The organism is Tenacibaculum sp. MAR_2010_89 (genome assembly GCF_900105985.1).
Lineage (GTDB): Bacteria > Bacteroidota > Bacteroidia > Flavobacteriales > Flavobacteriaceae > Polaribacter > Polaribacter halocynthiae.
Genome location: NZ_FNUB01000005.1, coordinates 974,511 through 994,876, shown reverse-complemented (window position 1 = coordinate 994,876; position 20,366 = coordinate 974,511). Strand labels below are relative to the sequence as shown.

Annotated in this window: 20 protein-coding genes; 17 read left to right on the top strand and 3 right to left on the bottom strand. The window is 31.8% G+C overall.

What is annotated here, in order from left to right; genetic code table 11:
• Positions 1–124: 124 nt before the first annotated feature.
• Positions 125–6,526 carry a beta strand repeat-containing protein gene (locus tag BLV71_RS08015; RefSeq protein ID WP_176974375.1) on the bottom strand — a complete coding sequence of 2,134 codons (6,402 nt, stop codon included), beginning with the start codon at positions 6,524–6,526 and terminating at the stop codon, positions 125–127.
• Between the two features lie 577 nt (positions 6,527–7,103).
• The gene (locus BLV71_RS08010; RefSeq protein WP_093870042.1) at positions 7,104–7,856 is read right to left on the bottom strand and encodes a TerB family tellurite resistance protein; all 753 of its coding nucleotides are present in this window, start codon (positions 7,854–7,856) and stop codon (positions 7,104–7,106) included.
• A gap of 160 nt (positions 7,857–8,016) precedes the next feature.
• On the opposite strand from BLV71_RS08010, the gene BLV71_RS08005 reads away from it, so the two are divergent.
• The 8 genes from BLV71_RS08005 (at position 8,017) to BLV71_RS07970 (ending at position 13,196) form a co-directional block, all read left to right on the top strand.
• Positions 8,017–8,427: a BrxA/BrxB family bacilliredoxin gene (locus BLV71_RS08005; RefSeq protein WP_093870041.1), complete on the top strand. Its 411-nt coding sequence runs from the start codon at positions 8,017–8,019 to the stop codon at positions 8,425–8,427.
• 53 nt (positions 8,428–8,480) lie between these two features.
• Positions 8,481–8,987 (top strand): Lrp/AsnC ligand binding domain-containing protein, encoded by a 507-nt coding sequence (locus tag BLV71_RS08000; RefSeq protein WP_369813911.1) that lies wholly within the window; start codon positions 8,481–8,483, stop codon positions 8,985–8,987.
• A 10-nt stretch (positions 8,988–8,997) separates the two neighbouring features.
• Positions 8,998–9,579, top strand: coding sequence for a HupE/UreJ family protein (locus tag BLV71_RS07995; protein WP_093870039.1), 582 nt, complete (start codon positions 8,998–9,000; stop codon positions 9,577–9,579).
• Positions 9,580–9,637: 58 nt separating this feature from the next.
• Positions 9,638–10,063, top strand: a complete 426-nt coding sequence (locus tag BLV71_RS07990) for a deoxycytidylate deaminase (RefSeq protein WP_093870038.1) — start codon at positions 9,638–9,640, stop codon at positions 10,061–10,063.
• Positions 10,056–11,618 (top strand): S41 family peptidase, encoded by a 1,563-nt coding sequence (locus BLV71_RS07985; protein ID WP_093870037.1) that lies wholly within the window; start codon positions 10,056–10,058, stop codon positions 11,616–11,618. Before BLV71_RS07990 ends, BLV71_RS07985 begins: the two co-directional genes overlap by 8 nt.
• A gap of 427 nt (positions 11,619–12,045) precedes the next feature.
• Entirely contained in the window at positions 12,046–12,228 is a 183-nt protein-coding gene (locus BLV71_RS07980; protein ID WP_093870036.1) for a hypothetical protein, read from the top strand.
• Positions 12,229–12,274: 46 nt separating this feature from the next.
• The gene (locus BLV71_RS07975) at positions 12,275–12,982 is read left to right on the top strand and encodes a hypothetical protein (RefSeq protein ID WP_093870035.1); all 708 of its coding nucleotides are present in this window, start codon (positions 12,275–12,277) and stop codon (positions 12,980–12,982) included.
• A gap of 1 nt (position 12,983) precedes the next feature.
• Positions 12,984–13,196, top strand: a complete 213-nt coding sequence (locus tag BLV71_RS07970) for a hypothetical protein (RefSeq protein ID WP_093870034.1) — start codon at positions 12,984–12,986, stop codon at positions 13,194–13,196.
• Positions 13,197–13,202: 6 nt separating this feature from the next.
• On the opposite strand, the gene BLV71_RS07965 is transcribed toward BLV71_RS07970, so the two are convergent.
• Positions 13,203–13,628, bottom strand: coding sequence for a hypothetical protein (locus BLV71_RS07965; protein WP_093870033.1), 426 nt, complete (start codon positions 13,626–13,628; stop codon positions 13,203–13,205).
• 330 nt (positions 13,629–13,958) lie between these two features.
• Here BLV71_RS07965 and BLV71_RS07960 point away from each other — a divergent pair, with 330 nt between their 5' ends.
• From BLV71_RS07960 to BLV71_RS07920, 9 genes are all read left to right on the top strand, one after another.
• Positions 13,959–16,058, top strand: a complete 2,100-nt coding sequence (locus tag BLV71_RS07960; RefSeq protein WP_093870032.1) for an EndoU domain-containing protein — start codon at positions 13,959–13,961, stop codon at positions 16,056–16,058.
• A gap of 2 nt (positions 16,059–16,060) precedes the next feature.
• Positions 16,061–16,408, top strand: coding sequence for a hypothetical protein (locus tag BLV71_RS07955; RefSeq protein WP_093870031.1), 348 nt, complete (start codon positions 16,061–16,063; stop codon positions 16,406–16,408).
• A 359-nt stretch (positions 16,409–16,767) separates the two neighbouring features.
• Complete coding sequence (locus BLV71_RS07950) at positions 16,768–17,013, top strand: hypothetical protein (protein WP_093870030.1); 246 nt, start codon at positions 16,768–16,770, stop codon at positions 17,011–17,013.
• Between the two features lie 132 nt (positions 17,014–17,145).
• Positions 17,146–17,691, top strand: coding sequence for a hypothetical protein (locus BLV71_RS07945; protein WP_093870029.1), 546 nt, complete (start codon positions 17,146–17,148; stop codon positions 17,689–17,691).
• 28 nt (positions 17,692–17,719) lie between these two features.
• Positions 17,720–18,439 (top strand): hypothetical protein, encoded by a 720-nt coding sequence (locus BLV71_RS07940; RefSeq protein WP_143032769.1) that lies wholly within the window; start codon positions 17,720–17,722, stop codon positions 18,437–18,439.
• Between the two features lie 309 nt (positions 18,440–18,748).
• Positions 18,749–19,183 carry a hypothetical protein gene (locus BLV71_RS07935; protein WP_093870027.1) on the top strand — a complete coding sequence of 145 codons (435 nt, stop codon included), beginning with the start codon at positions 18,749–18,751 and terminating at the stop codon, positions 19,181–19,183.
• A 54-nt stretch (positions 19,184–19,237) separates the two neighbouring features.
• Positions 19,238–19,573: a hypothetical protein gene (locus BLV71_RS07930; protein ID WP_093870026.1), complete on the top strand. Its 336-nt coding sequence runs from the start codon at positions 19,238–19,240 to the stop codon at positions 19,571–19,573.
• 51 nt (positions 19,574–19,624) lie between these two features.
• Positions 19,625–19,819 (top strand): hypothetical protein, encoded by a 195-nt coding sequence (locus BLV71_RS07925; protein WP_093870025.1) that lies wholly within the window; start codon positions 19,625–19,627, stop codon positions 19,817–19,819.
• Positions 19,820–19,909: 90 nt separating this feature from the next.
• Positions 19,910–20,323: a hypothetical protein gene (locus BLV71_RS07920; protein WP_093870024.1), complete on the top strand. Its 414-nt coding sequence runs from the start codon at positions 19,910–19,912 to the stop codon at positions 20,321–20,323.
• Positions 20,324–20,366: the final 43 nt, after the last annotated feature.

Sequence of the window (20,366 nt, the reverse complement as noted above, 5' to 3'; positions counted from 1 at the left end):
CTGGCCGTTACATCCTGCAGCGCTTGCTGTTATCGTGGTGGTTCCACTCCAACCTGCTGCGTAGGTTACTTCTCCTGTTGCGCTATTAATACTATTCCCCCCAGTCAGTGAAGCAGCATCTAAACTATAAGTGATTCCTGTTGAATTCGTTCCTGTGGTAGTGGTCGTTACACTTGCCTGCTCCTTGACAGCGTGTGCTAGTCCCTGGACTAAAAGCTGCGATCGTCACCGTTGGAGTTACCGTCACCACATGAGTCGTAGTCGCTGGGCCGTTACATCCTGCAGCGCTTGCTGTAATGGTCGTGGTTCCACTCCAACCTGCTGCGTAGGTTACTTCTCCTGTTGCGCTATTAATACTATTCCCTCCAGTCAGTGAAGCTGCATCTAAGCTATAAGTGATTCCTGTTGAATTCGTTCCTGTGGTAGTGGTCGTTACACTGCCTGCTCCTTGACAGCGTGTGCTGGTAGCTGGACTAAAAGCTGCGATCGTCACCGTTGGAGTTACTGTCACCACATGAGTCGTAGTCGCTGGGCCGTTACATCCTGCCGCGCTTGCTGTTATCGTGGTAGTACCACTCCAACCTGCTGCGTAGGTTACTTCTCCTGTTGCGCTATTAATACTATTCCCTCCAGTGAGTGAAGCTGCATCTAAACTATAAGTGATTCCTGTTGAATTCGTTCCTGTGGTAGTGGTCGTTACACTGCCTGCTCCTTGACAGCGTGTGCTAGTCCCTGGACTAAAAGCTGCGATCGTCACCGTTGGAGTTACCGTCACCACATGAGTCGTAGTCGCTGGGCCGTTACATCCTGCAGCGCTTGCTGTAATGGTCGTGGTTCCACTCCAACCTGCTACATAGGTTACTTCTCCTGTTGCGCTATTAATACTATTCCCTCCAGTGAGTGAAGCAGCATCTAAGCTATAAGTGATTCCTGTTGAATTCGTTCCTGTGGTAGTGGTCGTTACACTTCCTGCTCCTTGACAGCGTGTGCTAGTCCCTGGACTAAAAGCTGCGATCGTCACCGTTGGAGTTACTGTCACCACATGAGTCGTAGTCGCTGGGCCATTACATCCTGCAGCGCTTGCTGTAATGGTCGTGGTTCCACTCCAACCTGCTACATAGGTTACTTCTCCTGTTGCGCTATTAATACTATTCCCTCCAGTGAGTGAAGCTGCATCTAAACTATAAGTGATTCCTGTTGAATTCGTTCCTGTGGTAGTGGTCGTTACACTTCCTGCTCCTTGACAGCGTGTGCTAGTCCCTGGACTAAAAGCTGCGATCGTCACCGTTGGAGTTACCGTCACCACATGAGTCGTAGTCGCTGGGCCGTTACATCCTGCAGCGCTTGCTGTTATCGTGGTGGTTCCACTCCAACCTGCTACATAGGTTACTTCTCCTGTTGCGCTATTAATACTATTCCCTCCAGTGAGTGAAGCTGCATCTAAACTATAAGTGATTCCTGTTGAATTCGTTCCTGTGGTAGTGGTCGTTACACTGCCTGCTCCTTGACAGCGTGTGCTGGTAGCTGGACTAAAAGCTGCGATCGTCACCGTTGGAGTTACCGTCACCACATGAGTCGTAGTCGCTGGGCCGTTACATCCTGCAGCGCTTGCTGTAATGGTCGTGGTTCCACTCCAACCTGCTGCGTAGGTTACTTCTCCTGTTGCGCTATTAATACTATTCCCCCCAGTCAGTGAAGCAGCATCTAAACTATAAGTGATTCCTGTTGAATTCGTTCCTGTGGTAGTGGTCGTTACACTGCCTGCTCCTTGACAGCGTGTGCTAGTCCCTGGACTAAAAGCTGCGATCGTCACCGTTGGAGTTACTGTCACCACATGAGTCGTAGTCGCTGGGCCGTTACATCCTGCTGCGCTTGCTGTAATGGTCGTGGTTCCACTCCAACCTGCTGCATAGGTTACTTCTCCTGTTGCGCTATTAATACTATTCCCTCCAGTCAGTGAAGCTGCATCTAAGCTATAAGTGATTCCTGTTGAATTCGTTCCTGTGGTAGTGGTCGTTACACTGCCTGCTCCTTGACAGCGTGTGCTGGTAGCTGGACTAAAAGCTGCGATCGTCACCGTTGGAGTTACTGTCACCACATGAGTCGTAGTCGCTGGGCCGTTACATCCTGCCGCGCTTGCTGTTATCGTGGTAGTACCACTCCAACCTGCTGCGTAGGTTACTTCTCCTGTTGCGCTATTAATACTATTCCCTCCAGTGAGTGAAGCTGCATCTAAACTATAAGTGATTCCTGTTGAATTCGTTCCTGTGGTAGTGGTCGTTACACTGCCTGCTCCTTGACAGCGTGTGCTAGTCCCTGGACTAAAAGCTGCGATCGTCACCGTTGGAGTTACCGTCACCACATGAGTCGTAGTCGCTGGGCCGTTACATCCTGCAGCGCTTGCTGTAATGGTCGTGGTTCCACTCCAACCTGCTACATAGGTTACTTCTCCTGTTGCGCTATTAATACTATTCCCTCCAGTGAGTGAAGCAGCATCTAAGCTATAAGTGATTCCTGTTGAATTCGTTCCTGTGGTAGTGGTCGTTACACTTCCTGCTCCTTGACAGCGTGTGCTAGTCCCTGGACTAAAAGCTGCGATCGTCACCGTTGGAGTTACTGTCACCACATGAGTCGTAGTCGCTGGGCCATTACATCCTGCAGCGCTTGCTGTAATGGTCGTGGTTCCACTCCAACCTGCTACATAGGTTACTTCTCCTGTTGCGCTATTAATACTATTCCCTCCAGTGAGTGAAGCTGCATCTAAACTATAAGTGATTCCTGTTGAATTCGTTCCTGTGGTAGTGGTCGTTACACTGCCTGCTCCTTGACAGCGTGTGCTAGTCCCTGGACTAAAAGCTGCGATCGTCACCGTTGGAGTTACCGTCACCACATGAGTCGTAGTCGCTGGGCCGTTACATCCTGCAGCGCTTGCTGTTATCGTGGTGGTTCCACTCCAACCTGCTGCGTAGGTTACTTCTCCTGTTGCGCTATTAATACTATTCCCTCCAGTGAGTGAAGCAGCATCTAAACTATAAGTGATTCCTGTTGAATTCGTTCCTGTGGTAGTGGTCGTTACACTGCCTGCTCCTTGACAGCGTGTGCTAGTCCCTGGACTAAAAGCTGCGATCGTCACTGTTGGAGTTACCGTCACCACATGAGTCGTAGTCGCTGGGCCGTTACATCCTGCCGCGCTTGCTGTTATCGTAGTGGTTCCACTCCAACCTGCTGCATAGGTTACTTCTCCTGTTGCGCTATTAATACTATTTCCTCCGGTCAGTGAAGCTGCATCTAAACTATAGGTGATTCCTGTTGAATTCGTTCCTGTGGTAGTGGTCGTTACACTTCCTGCTCCTTGACAGCGTGTACTGGTAGCTGGGCTAAAAGCTGCGATCGTCACCGTTGGAGTTACTGTTAAAGTAACTTCACTAGAAGTAACACTTTGGCAAACATTTGTTGTACTTGTTGCTATTAATCTATATTTATTTGTAGAAGCACTTATAAGTGGATTCGTTAATGTTAATGCTGCTGTAGTTGCATTACTATATATACCTCCATTACTAACTGTATTCCAAGCTCCAATTCCTCCTACTTGCTCTTCCCATTTGTATATTAACCCAGTAGTTGTTCCGGTACTACCACTGTAATCTGGATTAGTCCCTGGCGCAGTTCCTGTAAATGTAGTTGTACTTAATGAAGAAGCTACAGTCGTAAATGTAGCATTACCTCCCAAACATATAGTACTACTTGTAGGTTCAGTATCAATCTGTATTTTAGTTGCTATTATTTCATTTCCAGTTACTCCTTGCCCCTGATCCCCTCCTATATCAGCTGTACCTCCTGAATTGACTAAATTTGGAACACCATTCCCATCTATACCTCCTTGGCTTGCTATATTTATTCTTCCATTACCATCTAATTGGCTTGCTAAAACATTCTCATTTGCCTCAATAGCATCATAACAATTATCATTATCACTATCTAAATCTAAATGATTCGGTATACCGTCATTATCAGTATCTAAAAAGCCTCCACAAATTAAACCTAAGTTAATAGGAGATTTAGTATTTCCGGATTTCAAATCAAACTTTAAAGAAGTGGTAGTTGTCTTTATTTCCCATGCTTCAGAAGCAGCTGTTGCTCCTAAGGCATCAAAATTTAATACTCCTCCAGAATTAGAATTCACTGTTAAATCATTATTAGGATCAGCTACAGTATAAGTTCCTGTAGATGTTAACTCCCATGTATCTCCAGCATCAAAATTTCCTGTAATTCCTGTTTCATGCTTAATAGAAACAGTTACAGGAGAAGAAAAAGTAAAAGTAGCAGTTCCTCCTTGCGTCATTAAAATATCCCCATTAGCATTTCCTTCATCCACCGTACCAGTTGTAGCAATTGTTACATTTATTATTTTTTGAGTTTCTTCATCATAATAACTCCCCGTAGTTAAAGTAGAGCCAATACCAGTTAAATTCATAGGAGATCCGGCACATCCTAATGATTCATCTGTATCTAAAATACCATCATTATCATCATCTAAATCAACTCTATCCGCTTCCCCATCACTATCAGCATCATTACCTGAACCATTAATTGTAATTATTAAGTTAGCTGTATCTGTAGAAACTCCATCAGAAATTTCATAAACAAAAGTATCTGTTAGAGTTTGACCAACAAGTAAAGCAGCCACAGCTGGATTTGTTGTATCAACAATATACTCATAACTACCATCTGCATTGACAATAATTGTTCCATATGTACCAGCATAAGAAGTTCCTAAATTTGCAGCACTTACATTCCCTAATGTTGTACCTATTTTTAAAACCAGTACTGAACTAGCTCCTTGCCAATAAATATCAGAAACTCCTGCTATTTGACCTCCTTGGTCTGCATCGGTAGCATTGGGTCCATAATTATAACTTAACTTAAGCTGATTAATTGGCTCTTCGAAAAACACATTTACATTACCAGTTGCGTCTGCCTCAATTGCACTACCGATACCATAAAATGTATTATTTCCTGCATCAACCACGCCTCCAGTAGTTACATATTTATATGTAGAATTTAAACCATTTAAAGTTCCTTCTATTTTAATCTGATCTTGCCAAGTACTCCCTTGAGAAAAATCTATATCTACCAATAAAAATCCAAGATTATAGACTGGTTGATCAAAATTAACAGTTAAAACAGTATCATCCGTGGGATTTGTTGTTCCATCAATATTATACAATAAATACCCTGTATGCCCACCATTAGTTGTATAAACTACCGTTTGATTAAACGATGTACCAAAACCTCCAGTATCAGCAGTTACAAATGAAACTCCTACCCCATCAACAGTTTTAGATTTTCCATGAACGGTTTCTCCACTAGTAAAATTACTTTCCCATACTAATGTTGACAATCCCCTATCAACAGCATCAGCTCCACCAGTACCAATATCTGTAATTACATTCCCTGTAGCACTTGCATCAACAAAAGCCGTTAAAGAATCTGTATTATCAATTGCATCTGGCGCTTCATCTACTCCATTAATTGTAATTGTTAAATAACCATAATCTTTAATACCTATTGTATCTTCAATGGTATATGATATAATATCATGTAATGTTTCACCATTTCTTAATCCTGTTACAGATGCACTCGTTTCATCTACATCATATACGTAACTACCATTTGACTGTATAGTTATAGTACCATATAATGTGGTATATGTATTACCAACTTTAGCTGGATACACATCAACCTCCGAAACAGAGATAGCTGTAGCCCCAGAATCATTGGTTCCATCTGTTAACACGTTTCCTGTTATAGTTGTAGTTGAATTAGCAGCAACAGAATTAACATCATCAACAGCTACAGGTGGAGTTGTAAAAACTCTTATTGTTGTAGTTGCATTTGCTGTAGCTCCATTAGTATCTGTGATAACTACATTCATTGTACGAATTCCATCTGTATAAGGACTTGCTAAATCTCCATAATACAATGTTGCCAAAAATGTTTGAAAATCAGCATTTGATATCGGATTCCCTGAAGTTTCTGTTACACTAAAAGTTGTACTGGTAGTTTGAGTTACTCGAATTGTTGAACCTCCTATTGGATAATCAAATGGACCAGAAACTGGTGTTTGAAACCATAATAAATCAAATCCAGGTCTATTAATTGCTAATAACTCCCCAAATGAAGTATCTACAACACCTGTAAAACTTATTGTTGCACTTGCTATTCCTGCATCTGATGTTACTTGTGGACTAACCGATACGGGGTATATATTTGAAGTTGTAGGTTGAACCTGGAAATCATAATTATTTCCTGAAGTTATTCCATTTAAATCTAGTGTTGGTGTAGCCATCATCATAGAAAACAAAAAAGATGGTGTTGTTTTGCCAACACTGCTTCTACTTATTGACTTATTAAATTCTGAACCTCTGAGAACTAAAAAGGAGGTATTATCTTCAGAATTTTTAGCTGGCTTTAAATTCAATATTTTTCCTTCTTGTGAAAAAACACATTGAAAGGTAATAAGCATGCTAAATAGTATATTTAAACATGTGGCTTTTGTACTGCCATAGTAGTAACTTCTCTTCATAATCTGGGGGACTAAAAAAGTTTTAAAAAATTTGTATTACATACTTTCTTTAGTAGGTAATAAGTATATGTTGTGTAGTAGTAAAACTCAGCGCTCTACTTTAAAAAAGTAAAACTTATAGTAAATAATTTATTAGGTAACATTACCCGTAAAATTAAAAAGTAGTAGTAGTAGTAGTAGTAGTAGTTCTTACATGTTAAAAAACATTATACTATTTCTATAATTTAATGATTTGACATTAACAATTATAGAATACACTATCCTTTAAAACTAAAGCTGTAGTAATTAGGCTTAATAGTTTCACTTTTGCATAAAAAAAATCAAAAAGGGTGTTTTTATAATGTAGTTAGCATATAGCTTAAAATTTAAATTTTAAACTTGCTCTATAAAAATTGATTTTCCCCACGCATAAACAAGAATTCTTCATAAAAAAACTCTTGTTTTTTAATATCATCTCTGCTAATATAATAAAAATCAATATTTATTAACATATTTTTATGAAAAAAAACAATTCTTTCTAAAAACCTTTTTGCTTTTTTATTTCATCATAAGCTTTTTGAACTTTCTGAAATTTCTGCTTACCTATTTTAACATGTTCTTCTCCTAAACCTATTAATTTATCTGGATGGTATTTTTTCACCATTTTTCTGTAAGCCTTTTTAATTTCAGCTTCAGAGGCTGTTTTAGGTATCTCTAAAATTTTATATGAACTTTCAGATTCTGAAATAAACATCGCTTTAATAGAACTATAATCACGTTCATTAATATATAAGTAATACGCTATTTTTTTTATAGCTTCTTCTTCAGAAACATCAATACTACCATCAGCATTTGCTATTCCGAATAAGAAATGTAGTAATTGTAAGCGAGATGAATGCGACATATATTGTCTGATTTGTAAACAAACCTGTCTAGTAGAAATTTCTCTTTTTACAATTCCATTAAATAATTTAAATGCATGATTAGCCCTTGTTTTTCCATACAAATTAACAAAGTATTGCCTAACATAATCTAGTTCTCTCTGGTCTATTTTCCCATCAGATTTAATTACTATTGACGCTAATATTAATAAACTAATTTCAAAATCTCCAGATTGAACATATTGACTTTCTTCATTTTGATGCCCTTTGTACTCTTGTTCTTCTTCCTTTAAATCATCAACAGAAACTCCATCAATAAAACTACCAACTACAAAACCTATTATTGCTCCTATTGGACCTCCTAACGTAAATCCAGCTCCCGCACCTAACCATTTGGCAAATTTCCCCATGTAAATATTTTTAATCAAATATAAACACTCTTTGGTTAAACTTGAAACCTTTTTTATTCTTTAAAATTATAACTTTAGTAACTTTTTAAAAACTACACTCCTTTTTTTAAAATTTTGCTTCAATTGTATAAAAGAGGTATCTTTGTATAAAATTTTATTTATGTACCCAGAAGAATTAGTAAAACCTATGCGTGATGAATTAATCAACGCTGGTTTTGACGCTTTATATACTGCTGAAGATGTTGATAATGCTTTAGCAAAAGAAGGAACAACTTTAGTAATGGTAAATTCAGTTTGTGGTTGTGCAGCTGGTACTGCAAGACCTGGTGCTATTGCTTCTTTAGGAGCAGATAAAAGCCCAAATCATTTGACCACTGTTTTTGCAGGTGTTGAAAAAGAATCTACAGCTAAAGCAAGAGAACATATGATTCCTTTTCCTCCTTCATCTCCAGCTATTGCTTTATTTAAAGATGGTCAATTAGTTCATATATTAGAACGCCATCACATTGAAGGTAGATCAGCACAAGCTATAGCTCAAAATTTAGCTGCAGCTTATGATGAATTTTGTTAAATTTTAATTGAAAAATTATTTTAACAAAACAATAAAAAACAAAAACCACTCAAATGAGTGGTTTTTTTTATAATTTTACCTCTTACACATTACAAATCATGACAAAGAAATTTAAAATTGATGGTATAGATAAAATAATTATAAAAAGACTTGTTCAAGATGCTAGAACTCCAATTTTAAGTATTGCTCGTGAGGTTGGAATTTCTGGCGCAGCTATTCATCAAAGATTAAGAAAATTAGAAGATTCAGATTTGATCGAGGGTTATAAAATGGTTTTAAACCCGAAAACACTAGGCTACACTACTACAGCTTTTGTTGGTGTCTTTTTAGATGCATCTAGTTTATATTCTTCTGCTATTAAAAGATTAAAAGAAATACCTGAAATTGTTGAAAGTCATTATACTACTGGAAACTATGCTGTTTTTATAAAAATAATGTGTAAAAACAATGAAGATTTAATGCATTTATTAAATAAAGATATTCAAACAATAAAAGGAGTTTCTAGAACAGAAACTTTTATATCATTAGACCAACAAATTAACCGACAAATTAAAATTTAATATTTAAAAAATGAACGATTTTGTTTTATATTTTGAAATGGGCTTATTCCATGTTTTAGACATAAAAGCCTATGACCACATTCTTTTTTTAATTGTTTTAGCTGTTGTATATCAATTTAAGCAATGGAAAAAAGTATTATGGTTAATTACTTTATTTACTGTTGGACACTCAATTACTTTAGCTCTTTCTGCATATGGTATTATAAATGTACGAGCTGATTTGGTTGAATTTTTAATCCCTTTAACAATATTCATTACAGGGTTAATGAATGTTTTAACTGCAAAAAAAGCTTCAATTGGGAAGGAGAATCAAAATTTATTTTTCGCATTATTTTTTGGATTAATTCATGGTCTTGGTTTTTCAAATTATTTTAAAATCATGATTGGAAAGTCTAGTGACAAACTGGTTCCTTTATTAGAATTTGCTCTAGGAGTTGAAGTTGCCCAAGTAATAATAGTTTTAGCAATACTATTAATAGGTTCTTTATCACAAAGTGTACTAGGTGTAAATCGCCGTGATTGGATACTTGTTGTTTCTTCTATAGTTATTGGTTTTGCTTTTCAAATGATGATTAATCGTGTTTTTTGGTAAAAATTAACAATACTAAATTATAATTCTAACTAAATTAGCTTTTTATCTAAATTTTTAGATCTTGAATAAAAAACAACGTAAATACGATATTGCTTACTTAAAGATGGCGCATGAATGGGGACAGTTATCTCATTGTAAAAGAAAAAAAGTAGGTGCTCTTATTGTTAAAGACCGAATGATTATTTCTGACGGTTATAATGGTACTCCTTCTGGTTTTGAAAATTATTGTGAAGATGATGAAGGATATACTAAATGGTATGTTTTACATGCTGAAGCCAATGCAATTTTAAAAGTTGCAGCTTCAACCCAATCATGTACTAATGCTACTTTATATATAACATTATCTCCTTGCCAACAGTGTAGTAAACTTATACACCAAGCTGGTATTAAACGTGTTGTTTATACCGATGCTTACAAAGATCGTTCAGGATTGGATTTTTTAGAAAAAGCAGGAGTAGAACTGACACATTTACCAAATGAATAAAAACAATTTACCTATATATTTTTCAATAGCTGTTGTTTTCGGTATTCTTATCGGAACATTTTTTAGTAAAGGAAACTCAAACATCATTGGAAAAAACTCATCTAATGAGCGTAAAATCAAAAGACTTATTGATTACATTCAAAGTGATTATGTTGATAATGTAAACACTGACAAACTATTAGATGGTGCCATTGCTGAAATGCTTGGGAAATTAGATCCGCACTCAGTGTATATTCCTAAAGAAAACCTACAATTAGTAACCGAAAATATGCAAGGTAACTTTGTAGGTATTGGTGTTCAATTTAGAATGGATGAAGACACTATTACTGTAATTGAACCTATAAAAGGTGGTCCTAGTATAAAAAAAGGCATTAAAGCTGGTGATAGAATTTTATTAGCAGATAATGATACTTTATATGGTAAAAATTTGAAATCTGCACAAATACTAAAAAAACTAAAGGGAAAGCCAAATACCAATGTTGATTTACAAATTTACAGAAAAACAAATGACAGTACTTTTAATACTATCATTACACGCGGTAAAGTAAATATTAAGAGTGTTGATGTAGCTTACATGGTAAATGAAACCATTGGTTACATTAAATTAGATCGTTTTGCTCGTAATACCTATAAAGAATTTAAAACTTCTTTAGAAAAATTATTAAAAGAAGGGATGACTAGTTTAGTTTTAGATTTACGTGGTAATGGTGGTGGATTTATTGACATAGCTAATAAGATTGTAGATGAATTTTTAGAAGATGACAAACTCATAGTTTACACTAAAAATAATAAAGGAGATATTAATAAATCTTTTGCTACTGAAAAAGGTGATTTTGAAAATGGAAACTTATATGTATTAATAGATGAAAATTCAGCCTCGGCTTCTGAAATTGTTGCAGGAGCTTTACAAGACAATGATAAAGGTATCATTATTGGTCGCAGATCATTTGGTAAAGGGTTGGTACAACAAGAAATGGATTTAGGAGACGGTTCAGCAGTTAGATTAACAACAGCCCGTTATTACACTCCTACTGGACGTTCAATACAAAAACCTTATAAGAAGGATAAAAAATCGACTGATTACAGAAGTGATATCCAAAACAGATATACCAATGGAGAATTATTTGACAAGGATAGTATAAAAACAGTTGATAGCTTACAATTTAAAACCCCAAAAGGTAAAATTGTTTATGGTGGAGGTGGTATTATTCCTGATATGTTTGTAGCTGTTGATACTACAGCTTATTTACCAACAATCTTTTTTAGACCTTTAAATAATTTTGCATTTGAATATGTTGATGGAAATCGTAAAAAATTATCAAAATTATCAATAGGCGATTTTATCAAAAACTTTAATAAGGATAAAAAAATATCTAATATTTTTTTAGCTAAGCTTAAAGATTATACAGTTTCAGAAAGAACAAAGAAACAATTAGAAAAAAATCTAAAAATATTAATTGCAAGAGACTTATATAATGATGAAGGTTTATATAAACTAAATCAGCAAAATGATAAAATGATTCAAAAAGTTTTAGAAATTGAAGCTAAAAAGTAGTCATTAAAAACCACATAAAAACACCCTTTAAAAAAACTAACAATAGCTGGATTATTGTTAGTTTTTTTAGTTAAAAGACTAAAACTAGAATTTTTAGTTTTTAAATTTCACTCTTTCTTTTATTTTATATTATCGAAAATTTTTGAATGCATTTTCTAACTATATTACACACTCCTTTAATTAACAAGTTTTTATAGGATATTTACGCTTAAATTCTCACTTTTATAAAATGTTAAAAAAACAGCAAACTACGGGAAACCCCGTAGATTTACACTAGGGGTATTGGGTATTGTTTTTCATAAAAAAACGCTGTAAGTTTGAAAAAGCATTATTTGCTATAACAGACTAATAATCAATACAAAACACTTCTTTTAAACAATCAATTACTACTATATTTACACTAGTATTAACTTTAAAATAGTGTAAAATGAAAAACTTAAGAACAATTTTAGCAGTAGTATTTTGTATGGTAGTATTAACTAGTTGTACGGATAATTCTTTAGAGGAAATTGAGCAAAATGAAAGACAAAATAACATCCAACTCATCGAACCAACTGAAGACCCAACAGTTGGAGGAGAAGATCAACAAGAAACAGGAGAGGAAGGATAATGTTAAAAGTACTATATTAGGCATAGTAGCTTTTTGTATAGTTACTATGTCTTTATTCCATATATTTTTTAACAAATATTCAGATGAATATAATGAACATTATAAAAACTATAGTTTAATTATTAAAGAAAGAAACCAAGTTCAAGACTCCTTATTAAAAGAGCTTGGCAATACTCTTACCATATCAGAATATAAAAAAGCTAGGGTAGAAAAATGGAAACTTTCTCAAAACAAATTAAAAATCTACACAAAAAAGAAAAAAAGGCTAGCAAAAGAACATTCTTTTAGAGGTAGAAGTAGCTTTAGGTTATGGATTTACATGTTTGGATTAGTGATTTTAGGTCTACTTTTTAGTTGTAAATCATTGTATCATGATATTGTAAATGGAAGCACTTTTAAATTTCAATTTATTTCAATCACAGGTATAGCAGTCTCTTTTTTTTGGGTAATTCATTTAACATTTCTTACACATAACGATTTTAGTAAAAATAGTTATATAATAATCTTATTAGTTGCAGGTGCACTTTCAAGTTGTTTTACCTACTTTTTAGTGAAAAACTACACCTATAAAGATGATTTAATTTTAAAACAACTTTCATTAATTGATAGAATAAAAACTGTTCATTATCCTCGGGTAGCTTTGAAAGCTCTTTACTCTGAAAGGAACGATAAGGCTATGCTTTCTGCTGACAGCGTTAAAGAAAACACCAATGCATTTGATGATGATATAGTAACAACACTAAAAGGAGTTTAGTATGAGTATGAAGCTGCTGAGAAATATAATACGTAGAATCTTAAAAAAGAGGACTTATACTACAAAAGAACAACGTAGAAATATTAAAAAGAAAACTATTATTGAAATAGCTAAAAAAGTTATAGAAGAAGAAAACAAAACAGCAAAAATAAACGATAAGTTAGATAAAAAAATGAGTACGTTTTTAAACAAAAATAAATCTCACTTTTTATAAAATCTATTACTCGTTTTTGAGTTTTTGTTCTAATAGTTTTTCATAACTTTCTATTTTAGCATACATTTTTTTCAACTCTCTTTGTTGTTGAAAGTTAGATAATATTGTAACTACGGCATCAATTTTAGTTTCCTCTCTAAAACTATCAGAATTGATTAAAATATAATCTAAAATATTTTCATTCTTCACCCCTGTCAAATCAACCACATAATCATTCTCTAAATTTAACATCGAATCATTTCCTGTAATCAACCAATTAAAATTTAATTCAGGATAATTTGCAGAGATAACAACAAGCCATTTAGAATTTATTTCTGTTCTACTATTAATAGCTTCATTCAAAACACCATTACCAATGTTAATAGTATTTTCAAAATCACTAATAGTAATACCTTTAAATTCAATAAATTCTTTAACTCTGTTTATTATCATGATAAAATATGAAAGGTTTTAAATTGGGAATATGCAATATAGCGGATTGCACAGTAACAAATATAAGAAAATTAAGGCTAGCTATAGCAACAGCGTACTGTTATAATCTTAAAAAAAGGTATTTTCCCCTTTAAAATTTAAACACTCTTTTTATTAAAAATTGATAACAATTCATATCCTTTATTCTTTAAACTAATAGTACTCCTTCATTTAATTTCCATTTAAAAACAGTTTTTAATAAGTAAGTCAATGACTTACAAAAAGTAAGTCGTTGACTTACTTTTTAATATATTTATTTAAGTATTTTTGAAAAAAAATAAAATTGTAATTATGAACACGAAAAAAAGAACATTCAAACTACTACTCACATTTTGTTTACTAGCTTTTACTTTTTACAGCTGTCAAAACGAAGATGATATTGTATTACAAAACACTCAAAAAAATACTAAACCTATTATTGAGAGCTTATCTTTAAAAGAAGCTCAAAATAAATCTGATTTCATTGAACTAGCCAATACATTTAAAGCAAATAAAGTATATCAAAAAAAACATGGGCATGCAAAATCTGATAAACACGCACATAGTAACAATGAATTTACTATAAATACAGAAAACTTCAACAGAGTAGAAATTGGAGAGTATGTATCTTATACTTTTAGTATTCAAAGAGAACTTAAAGAAAAAAGAGCCTTTGAAAATTTAGTTATTGAAAAGAAAAATGGCAAAATAAGAGGGTATATTTTAAAATATAATAAAGTACACTATGTACAAAATGGAGAGAATTTAGTGTTTAAAGCGAAAATTTCTAAAAGCCCTTATTTTAATGACGTTGAAAGTCTTTTAGAAAGAATAAAGAATCCTTTGCAATTTAAAATGGCAAACCCTGATTGTGGTTGGGAAACTAGTGCAACATTACGTTTTTGTAATACCCATGGGGTATATAACAGTGCTAACGGAAAATGTGCTAACTACGGTAAAGATAATTGGAATTACTCTAGAACCTATGTGTGTGGCACTGGAAGTAGTGGTAACTCTGGAACTGATATAGGAACTTCAGGGGGAAGTACAAATACTGGTGGCTCAGGAAACTCATACAGCCCAGATAACAACACAACATCATCTACATCAGCAGTTGTTAATACAATTCCAGTAAAAGGTTTTACTAGAATTAATTCAATTGATGACGCATTAAAAAATGTACCATCAAGAATGACTACTGTAGAAACTCAATACGCTTATTTAAGAAATGTAGGATATTTTCTTCAAGGAAGTAATAGTTTTAAAGAATTAGGAAGTTCATTAGTTAATCTTTCCTTAGAAGCAACTACTATAAATTCAGGAGAAGCTTCTGAAATGGTTAAAAAAACTGTAGAAATCATTAACATTCTTAAAAATAAGAATACTACTAACTTTGAAAGTTTATCTTTTTTTGAACAAAATATAGTTGTTCAAAATTCATTATTCATTAATTTTTTACCAAGCTTAAAAAGTTTAGGAATAGAACTCCCTAAAACTGTAGAAGAATGGAAAGCTTTTGGGCAAATTATAGTGTCTGTTTTAAAAGAAATGATACCTGAACTTATCCCAGGTGTTAGTGAGTTAAAATCTTTTGTAACTGCTGTTTCTGATTTTAAAAAAGGTAGCTATACTAGTGGAACAACAGAACTCGCTTTTGCCATTATAGGAATCATACCTGCCGGAAAAGTAATGAAAGCACTTCTTAAATTTGGTAAACTCATTAAAAAAGTTGCCAAAGTATTTAAAATAGCCTACAAGTATGTAGGAAATTTAGGAAAAGCACTTGCTAAAGGATTTAAAACATCTATAAATGGAAATACTTTAAAATTACTAGACAAATCAGATGGGGTTATTGTTTCAGGAAAAGATGCTGTGGAGTCCTTTGTCAAAAGTAGTAAAAAATTAGATGATCTAGGTGACAAAGCTTTTGAACAGTTAAGAAAAGACCCAGATTTTATAAAGAGTTTTAATAAAGTTGAAACAAACACTAAACTTAATGATCATACATTTAAAGGAGACATCACTATAACAGGTAAAAATGCAGCTGGTCAAAATATTTATACGGTTACTGGTATTCATTCTAACAAAGCTTTTTCAAATGGTACTGCAAGAATAAAACCAGGGACACAAATTGAAAATTTAGGAGATGGTTTTTATAAAGCAAAAGTAGAAAAACAAATAAATGGTTTTACAAATGCTCAAGGTACAAACTGGAAAGTAAAAAAAACAAAATCAACTTTCTTTCCTAATAACTGGAGTACTGAAAAAATACAAGCTGAAATAGCCTACTCATTCAAAAACAAAAAACTAATAAATGGAAATAAATATAATGGTTTCACCACCACAGGTCATAAAATCACTATATTTTTAGATGATCTAGGAAATATAAAAACAGCCTTCCCAAATTTATAATTATGAGAGCACTTAAAAAATATAAATTAAAACTAAAAAAAACAGATTGTAATTATATCCATATTATATCTGATTCAAAAGAAATTCAAATATTAGCTCAATATCTGGATTTATGGAATAACTCTAAGGATATAAAAGAAGATTTATTGCCAGAAATTGATTCAGTCATAAATGGAGAATTAGAATTCAATGATATAGGAGCTGATGTTGTTGGAGTAGCTTATATAGAGCAAGCTACTACTAAATTATTGGGTAGTGATGTGGGGTATTCTGATTTTGAATTACCTACATCTGATTTTAAAGAGTTAATTATAGAATGGCTTGCCATTTTAGAAAGTACTGACAGATAACCAAACTATAGTCAACATTATAATAACAAGCCATCTATTTTAATATAAATAATCAAAGAACTTAAAATATTAATACTATCATTTTTATTTGAAATAGATGGCTATTTGAATTATTATCAAATAGAAAGGAAACTTATAAATAACAACAAGTATAAACTAATTCTTGAATTAGGTAATGGGTTAAATGTACTTTTAAAAGAAAAGTTTATAATTCAAGACAACCAAAAAGAGCCTTTATCTTAAAAAAAGCTTTAAATGGTATCTAAAAAATAGTTAGTTAATTTAAGAAAACATGATATATCTAAGTAATAAGTATTCTGCCTTTTATGCTATAAAATCTATGTTTCCAGAATATTAAAATGAATATAAAAAAAATAATAAACAAAAAACAAGCAACAATCGATGAACTATTTACTTGTCTAGAAGAAATTAAAAATTCTGGAGATATTTTTATTTTAAAAATGGATGGTGAACGAGAAAATAATCAAAATACAATTATGATTACTTTTCCAAAATCTAACAAAGAAATGATTAGACATGATGGTGAAAGCTTAAAAGTATTAATTAAAAAAGCTTTATCAGATTATATTAGAAATAATAACTAATTAAAAAACAATAATAAACTGCCTGTTTAAAACAGGTTGTTTTCGATAAGGAAATATCTTTCTACTAAAATTGTAATATTAATAAATAAAAAACCAGTTAAGATTGGCTACGATTTTTGAAAATATAAATTTATGAGAAAATCATTTGAATTATTAAAAGCAAAAGAAGAAAAAGAATTCAATAACATTAACTGTTTAGAGAAAAAAAATAATATCTGTTTCCCTCCTTTATACAAAATATTTATCAATAACTTTTTAATTGGAGAGAATAGTATTTCATATGAAATGTTTTATCATCCTACTTTTAAAGATGAAAGGTATCTTAGTTATTTTACTTTTTCGTTAAAACCTGAAATTGATTTTTCAGGTTTTAACTCCATTGAAGACTCAATATTATTTTCAAAAGAAATAGAAGATAAAGATGATATTGATTACCTAACTATTGGTCATTGTGCTATTGGAGGCATTTTACTAGGATTAAAAGGAGACAAAAAAGATTTCATTTATTATTATGATCCTGATGGATATCCAAATACTCATACAAAAATTACAGATAATATATTTGATTTTGTTAGTTCACTTAAAGAAGTTATGCAGCCTGAAGAATATTTAGATGGTGTTAAATTTTCTCAACTATATAAAAACTGGGGAGATAAAACATGGAGAGTGAAAGAATAACCCCAAAACAATCATAACTAAAGTAAAAATGATAAAAAAAACATTTTTAATAATCCTATTTTTATTGAGTGTAAAAGCTTTAACTCAAAATATAACAGATGGGTATTTAAAGTATTCTTTAACTTTAAAAATGGATAATTCTGCAATAAATGAATTTTATGCTCAAAACGAAACCAAAGAAGATACTTTAATAACCAAAGGAATTTTTGAAGCAATAAAAAGCTTCAAAAACCTTTCATTTAATGTAGAGTTAAATATCTATCCTGATACTGTATTAATAAAAACTGCTGATACTAAAATTTTATTTATTCCTGAAAAACAAAAAAAACATACCCTCTTTTATAAAAATAATAAAGAATACAAAAGGTTTTTTGAGGTTACTGAAGGTTTAAAAAAGAAATGGAACATAAAACATAAAATTGAAGTAGACAGAAATGATAAAAAAACAATCAACGGTATTGAAGCCTATAAAATAGTTATCACTGAAATAAGACAATCTTCTTTAGGTGAGCTTATAGATGTTAATGAAGTTTATGTTAATGACAAAATAAAAATTCCTTTTAATAATTATGAAATTCTTGATTTAAACAAAAACATTAATTTAACCGGTTTAATTTTAGAAATAAAATCATACGACAAAGATTCTCCTAGTTTATATAATTTTTATGAACTCAAAGAGTATAATTTAAAAAAGCAAGATAAAAAACTATTAGAAAGTATAAAAAAAAGAATAACTTCTACTAACTAACATTTAAAATAAAAAGTAAGAACAGCCTTTTTAAAGACAGGCTGTTTTCGATAAGGAAATATCTTTCTACTAAAATTGTAATATTAATAAATAAAAAACCAGTTAAGATTGGCTACAGTTTTTGAAAAACGAGAAAAGATATAAAATCTCTTGGGCTTAAAAACAACAATTCTAAAACTAGTAAACTAGACATAATCAAACACTAAATTGAAAATTAAAAATCATACAAATAGTGAAGATTTTCAATTAGGTAATTTGGTAAATAGTCATTAAAGCCCTTTTAGATAAACTCATAAAAATAATAGATTAATGGCTTTACTTATTTTAACAAAAAAGAAGGTATTACCCAAGGGCATTCTAGATAGCATTGAGAAATGTTGCGAAACTAGTGAGGTAAATTTAAGCATTGAAAAAACTTCTAATCCAAAATATTTTGAATTATATATTTCTAAAAAATATAAAACTCTTAATCAAGAGAATGAAGATTATTTTTATTTAAATCTTGAAAACGACCAAATAGAGGTTAAAGATGAAGATAAATCCTATTATAGACTAGGAGTAACCGATCAGGCAGATTATGATCATTTGATGTATGACTTTTCATTAGAATACTTAAAGTTAAACCCCAATCATATCATATCCTTGTATGGAGAGTCGTTTTTTACCCTAGCCGACTTAGAGAAAATAGAATTAGAAGGCGGATATTATACTAATTGGTGTTTTGGAGTTTCAAGAACTAATTAAAATATATTTAGATAATTCAAGTGATATAAAAACAGCCTTTCCAAGTTTATAATTATGAAATTATTAAAAAAATATAACTTATCTATTAATAAGAACATATCTGTTGTAACAACAGATAACAAAAAACAAATTCTTTCTCACTTTATCAGCTTTTGGGATAATATAGAAGAAATAAAAGAAGATTTATTACCTGAAATTGATTCCGTTATAAATGGAAAATTAGAATTCAATGATATAGGAGCAGATGTTGTTGGACTAGCTTATATAGAGCAAAGTAATACTAAATTAATAGAGAGTGATTTAGGTCATTCTGATTTTGAATTACCTACATCTGATTTTAAAGAGTTAATTATGGAATGGCTTGCCATTTTAGAAAGTACTGACAGATAACCGAACTATAGTCAACATTATAATAACAGTACATCTATTTTAGTATAAATAATGAAAGAACTTAAAACATTAATACTATCATTTTTATTTGAAAGAGATGGCTATTTGAATTATTATCAAATAGAAAGGAAACTTAAAAATAATAACAACCACAAACTAATTCTTGAATTATGTAATGGATTAGTAGAACTTTTAACAGAAAAGTTTATAATTCAAGATAACCGAAAAGAGTATTTTTTACAATAAAACTTTAAATGGTAACAAAAAAATAAACAACAATAAAAATAGTTAGTTAATTTAAGAAAAGCATAAAGTTTATATTTCCAGAATGATAAAATGAAAATAAAAAATATTTCAAAAGAAATAAGTTGGTCAAAATATAATGGTTTAGTTTTTATAGCTTCAAAAGGAAAATTAAACTATTTAAATGAATATTTAAGTAATCAAAAAATAGACAATATTGATTATGAAATAGGTCGTTTAAAAAGTTTTGAATGTATAATGGCCAAATCATTACCAGAAATAGAAAGTTACATAATTAAAAAACTTGGTGGATTTAATTCCTACGGAGATAAGTTTTATGCACATATTGCTGGAGCACATGACATGACAGTTTCTGTTTTATATAATATAAAAAATAACACAATCTTTTTAAAACATCCATATTTTGAAGATGAATTTAATATTAAAATTGAAATATTGCTATCTCTTTTAGAAGAGACTAAACAACTTCTTTTAATTTTAAATTAATTAAAATCAAGTTGCATTGCACTTAAAAATAATAAACATCCTA

Coding starts and splice junctions, on each gene's coding strand:
- BLV71_RS07925 (WP_093870025.1), top strand. CDS start 19,625: ATGAAAGAACTTAAAACATTAATACTATCATTTTTATTTGAAAGAGAT.
- BLV71_RS07995 (WP_093870039.1), top strand. CDS start 8,998: ATGAACGATTTTGTTTTATATTTTGAAATGGGCTTATTCCATGTTTTA.
- BLV71_RS07935 (WP_093870027.1), top strand. CDS start 18,749: ATGGCTTTACTTATTTTAACAAAAAAGAAGGTATTACCCAAGGGCATT.
- BLV71_RS07950 (WP_093870030.1), top strand. CDS start 16,768: ATGAATATAAAAAAAATAATAAACAAAAAACAAGCAACAATCGATGAA.
- BLV71_RS08015 (WP_176974375.1), bottom strand. CDS start 6,526: ATGCTTATTACCTTTCAATGTGTTTTTTCACAAGAAGGAAAAATATTG.
- BLV71_RS07985 (WP_093870037.1), top strand. CDS start 10,056: ATGAATAAAAACAATTTACCTATATATTTTTCAATAGCTGTTGTTTTC.
- BLV71_RS08000 (WP_369813911.1), top strand. CDS start 8,481: ATGAGTGGTTTTTTTTATAATTTTACCTCTTACACATTACAAATCATG.
- BLV71_RS07965 (WP_093870033.1), bottom strand. CDS start 13,628: ATGATAATAAACAGAGTTAAAGAATTTATTGAATTTAAAGGTATTACT.
- BLV71_RS07975 (WP_093870035.1), top strand. CDS start 12,275: ATGTCTTTATTCCATATATTTTTTAACAAATATTCAGATGAATATAAT.
- BLV71_RS07980 (WP_093870036.1), top strand. CDS start 12,046: ATGAAAAACTTAAGAACAATTTTAGCAGTAGTATTTTGTATGGTAGTA.
- BLV71_RS07930 (WP_093870026.1), top strand. CDS start 19,238: ATGAAATTATTAAAAAAATATAACTTATCTATTAATAAGAACATATCT.
- BLV71_RS07955 (WP_093870031.1), top strand. CDS start 16,061: ATGAGAGCACTTAAAAAATATAAATTAAAACTAAAAAAAACAGATTGT.
- BLV71_RS08005 (WP_093870041.1), top strand. CDS start 8,017: ATGTACCCAGAAGAATTAGTAAAACCTATGCGTGATGAATTAATCAAC.
- BLV71_RS07920 (WP_093870024.1), top strand. CDS start 19,910: ATGAAAATAAAAAATATTTCAAAAGAAATAAGTTGGTCAAAATATAAT.
- BLV71_RS07945 (WP_093870029.1), top strand. CDS start 17,146: ATGAGAAAATCATTTGAATTATTAAAAGCAAAAGAAGAAAAAGAATTC.
- BLV71_RS08010 (WP_093870042.1), bottom strand. CDS start 7,856: ATGGGGAAATTTGCCAAATGGTTAGGTGCGGGAGCTGGATTTACGTTA.
- BLV71_RS07960 (WP_093870032.1), top strand. CDS start 13,959: ATGAACACGAAAAAAAGAACATTCAAACTACTACTCACATTTTGTTTA.
- BLV71_RS07940 (WP_143032769.1), top strand. CDS start 17,720: ATGATAAAAAAAACATTTTTAATAATCCTATTTTTATTGAGTGTAAAA.
- BLV71_RS07970 (WP_093870034.1), top strand. CDS start 12,984: ATGAGTATGAAGCTGCTGAGAAATATAATACGTAGAATCTTAAAAAAG.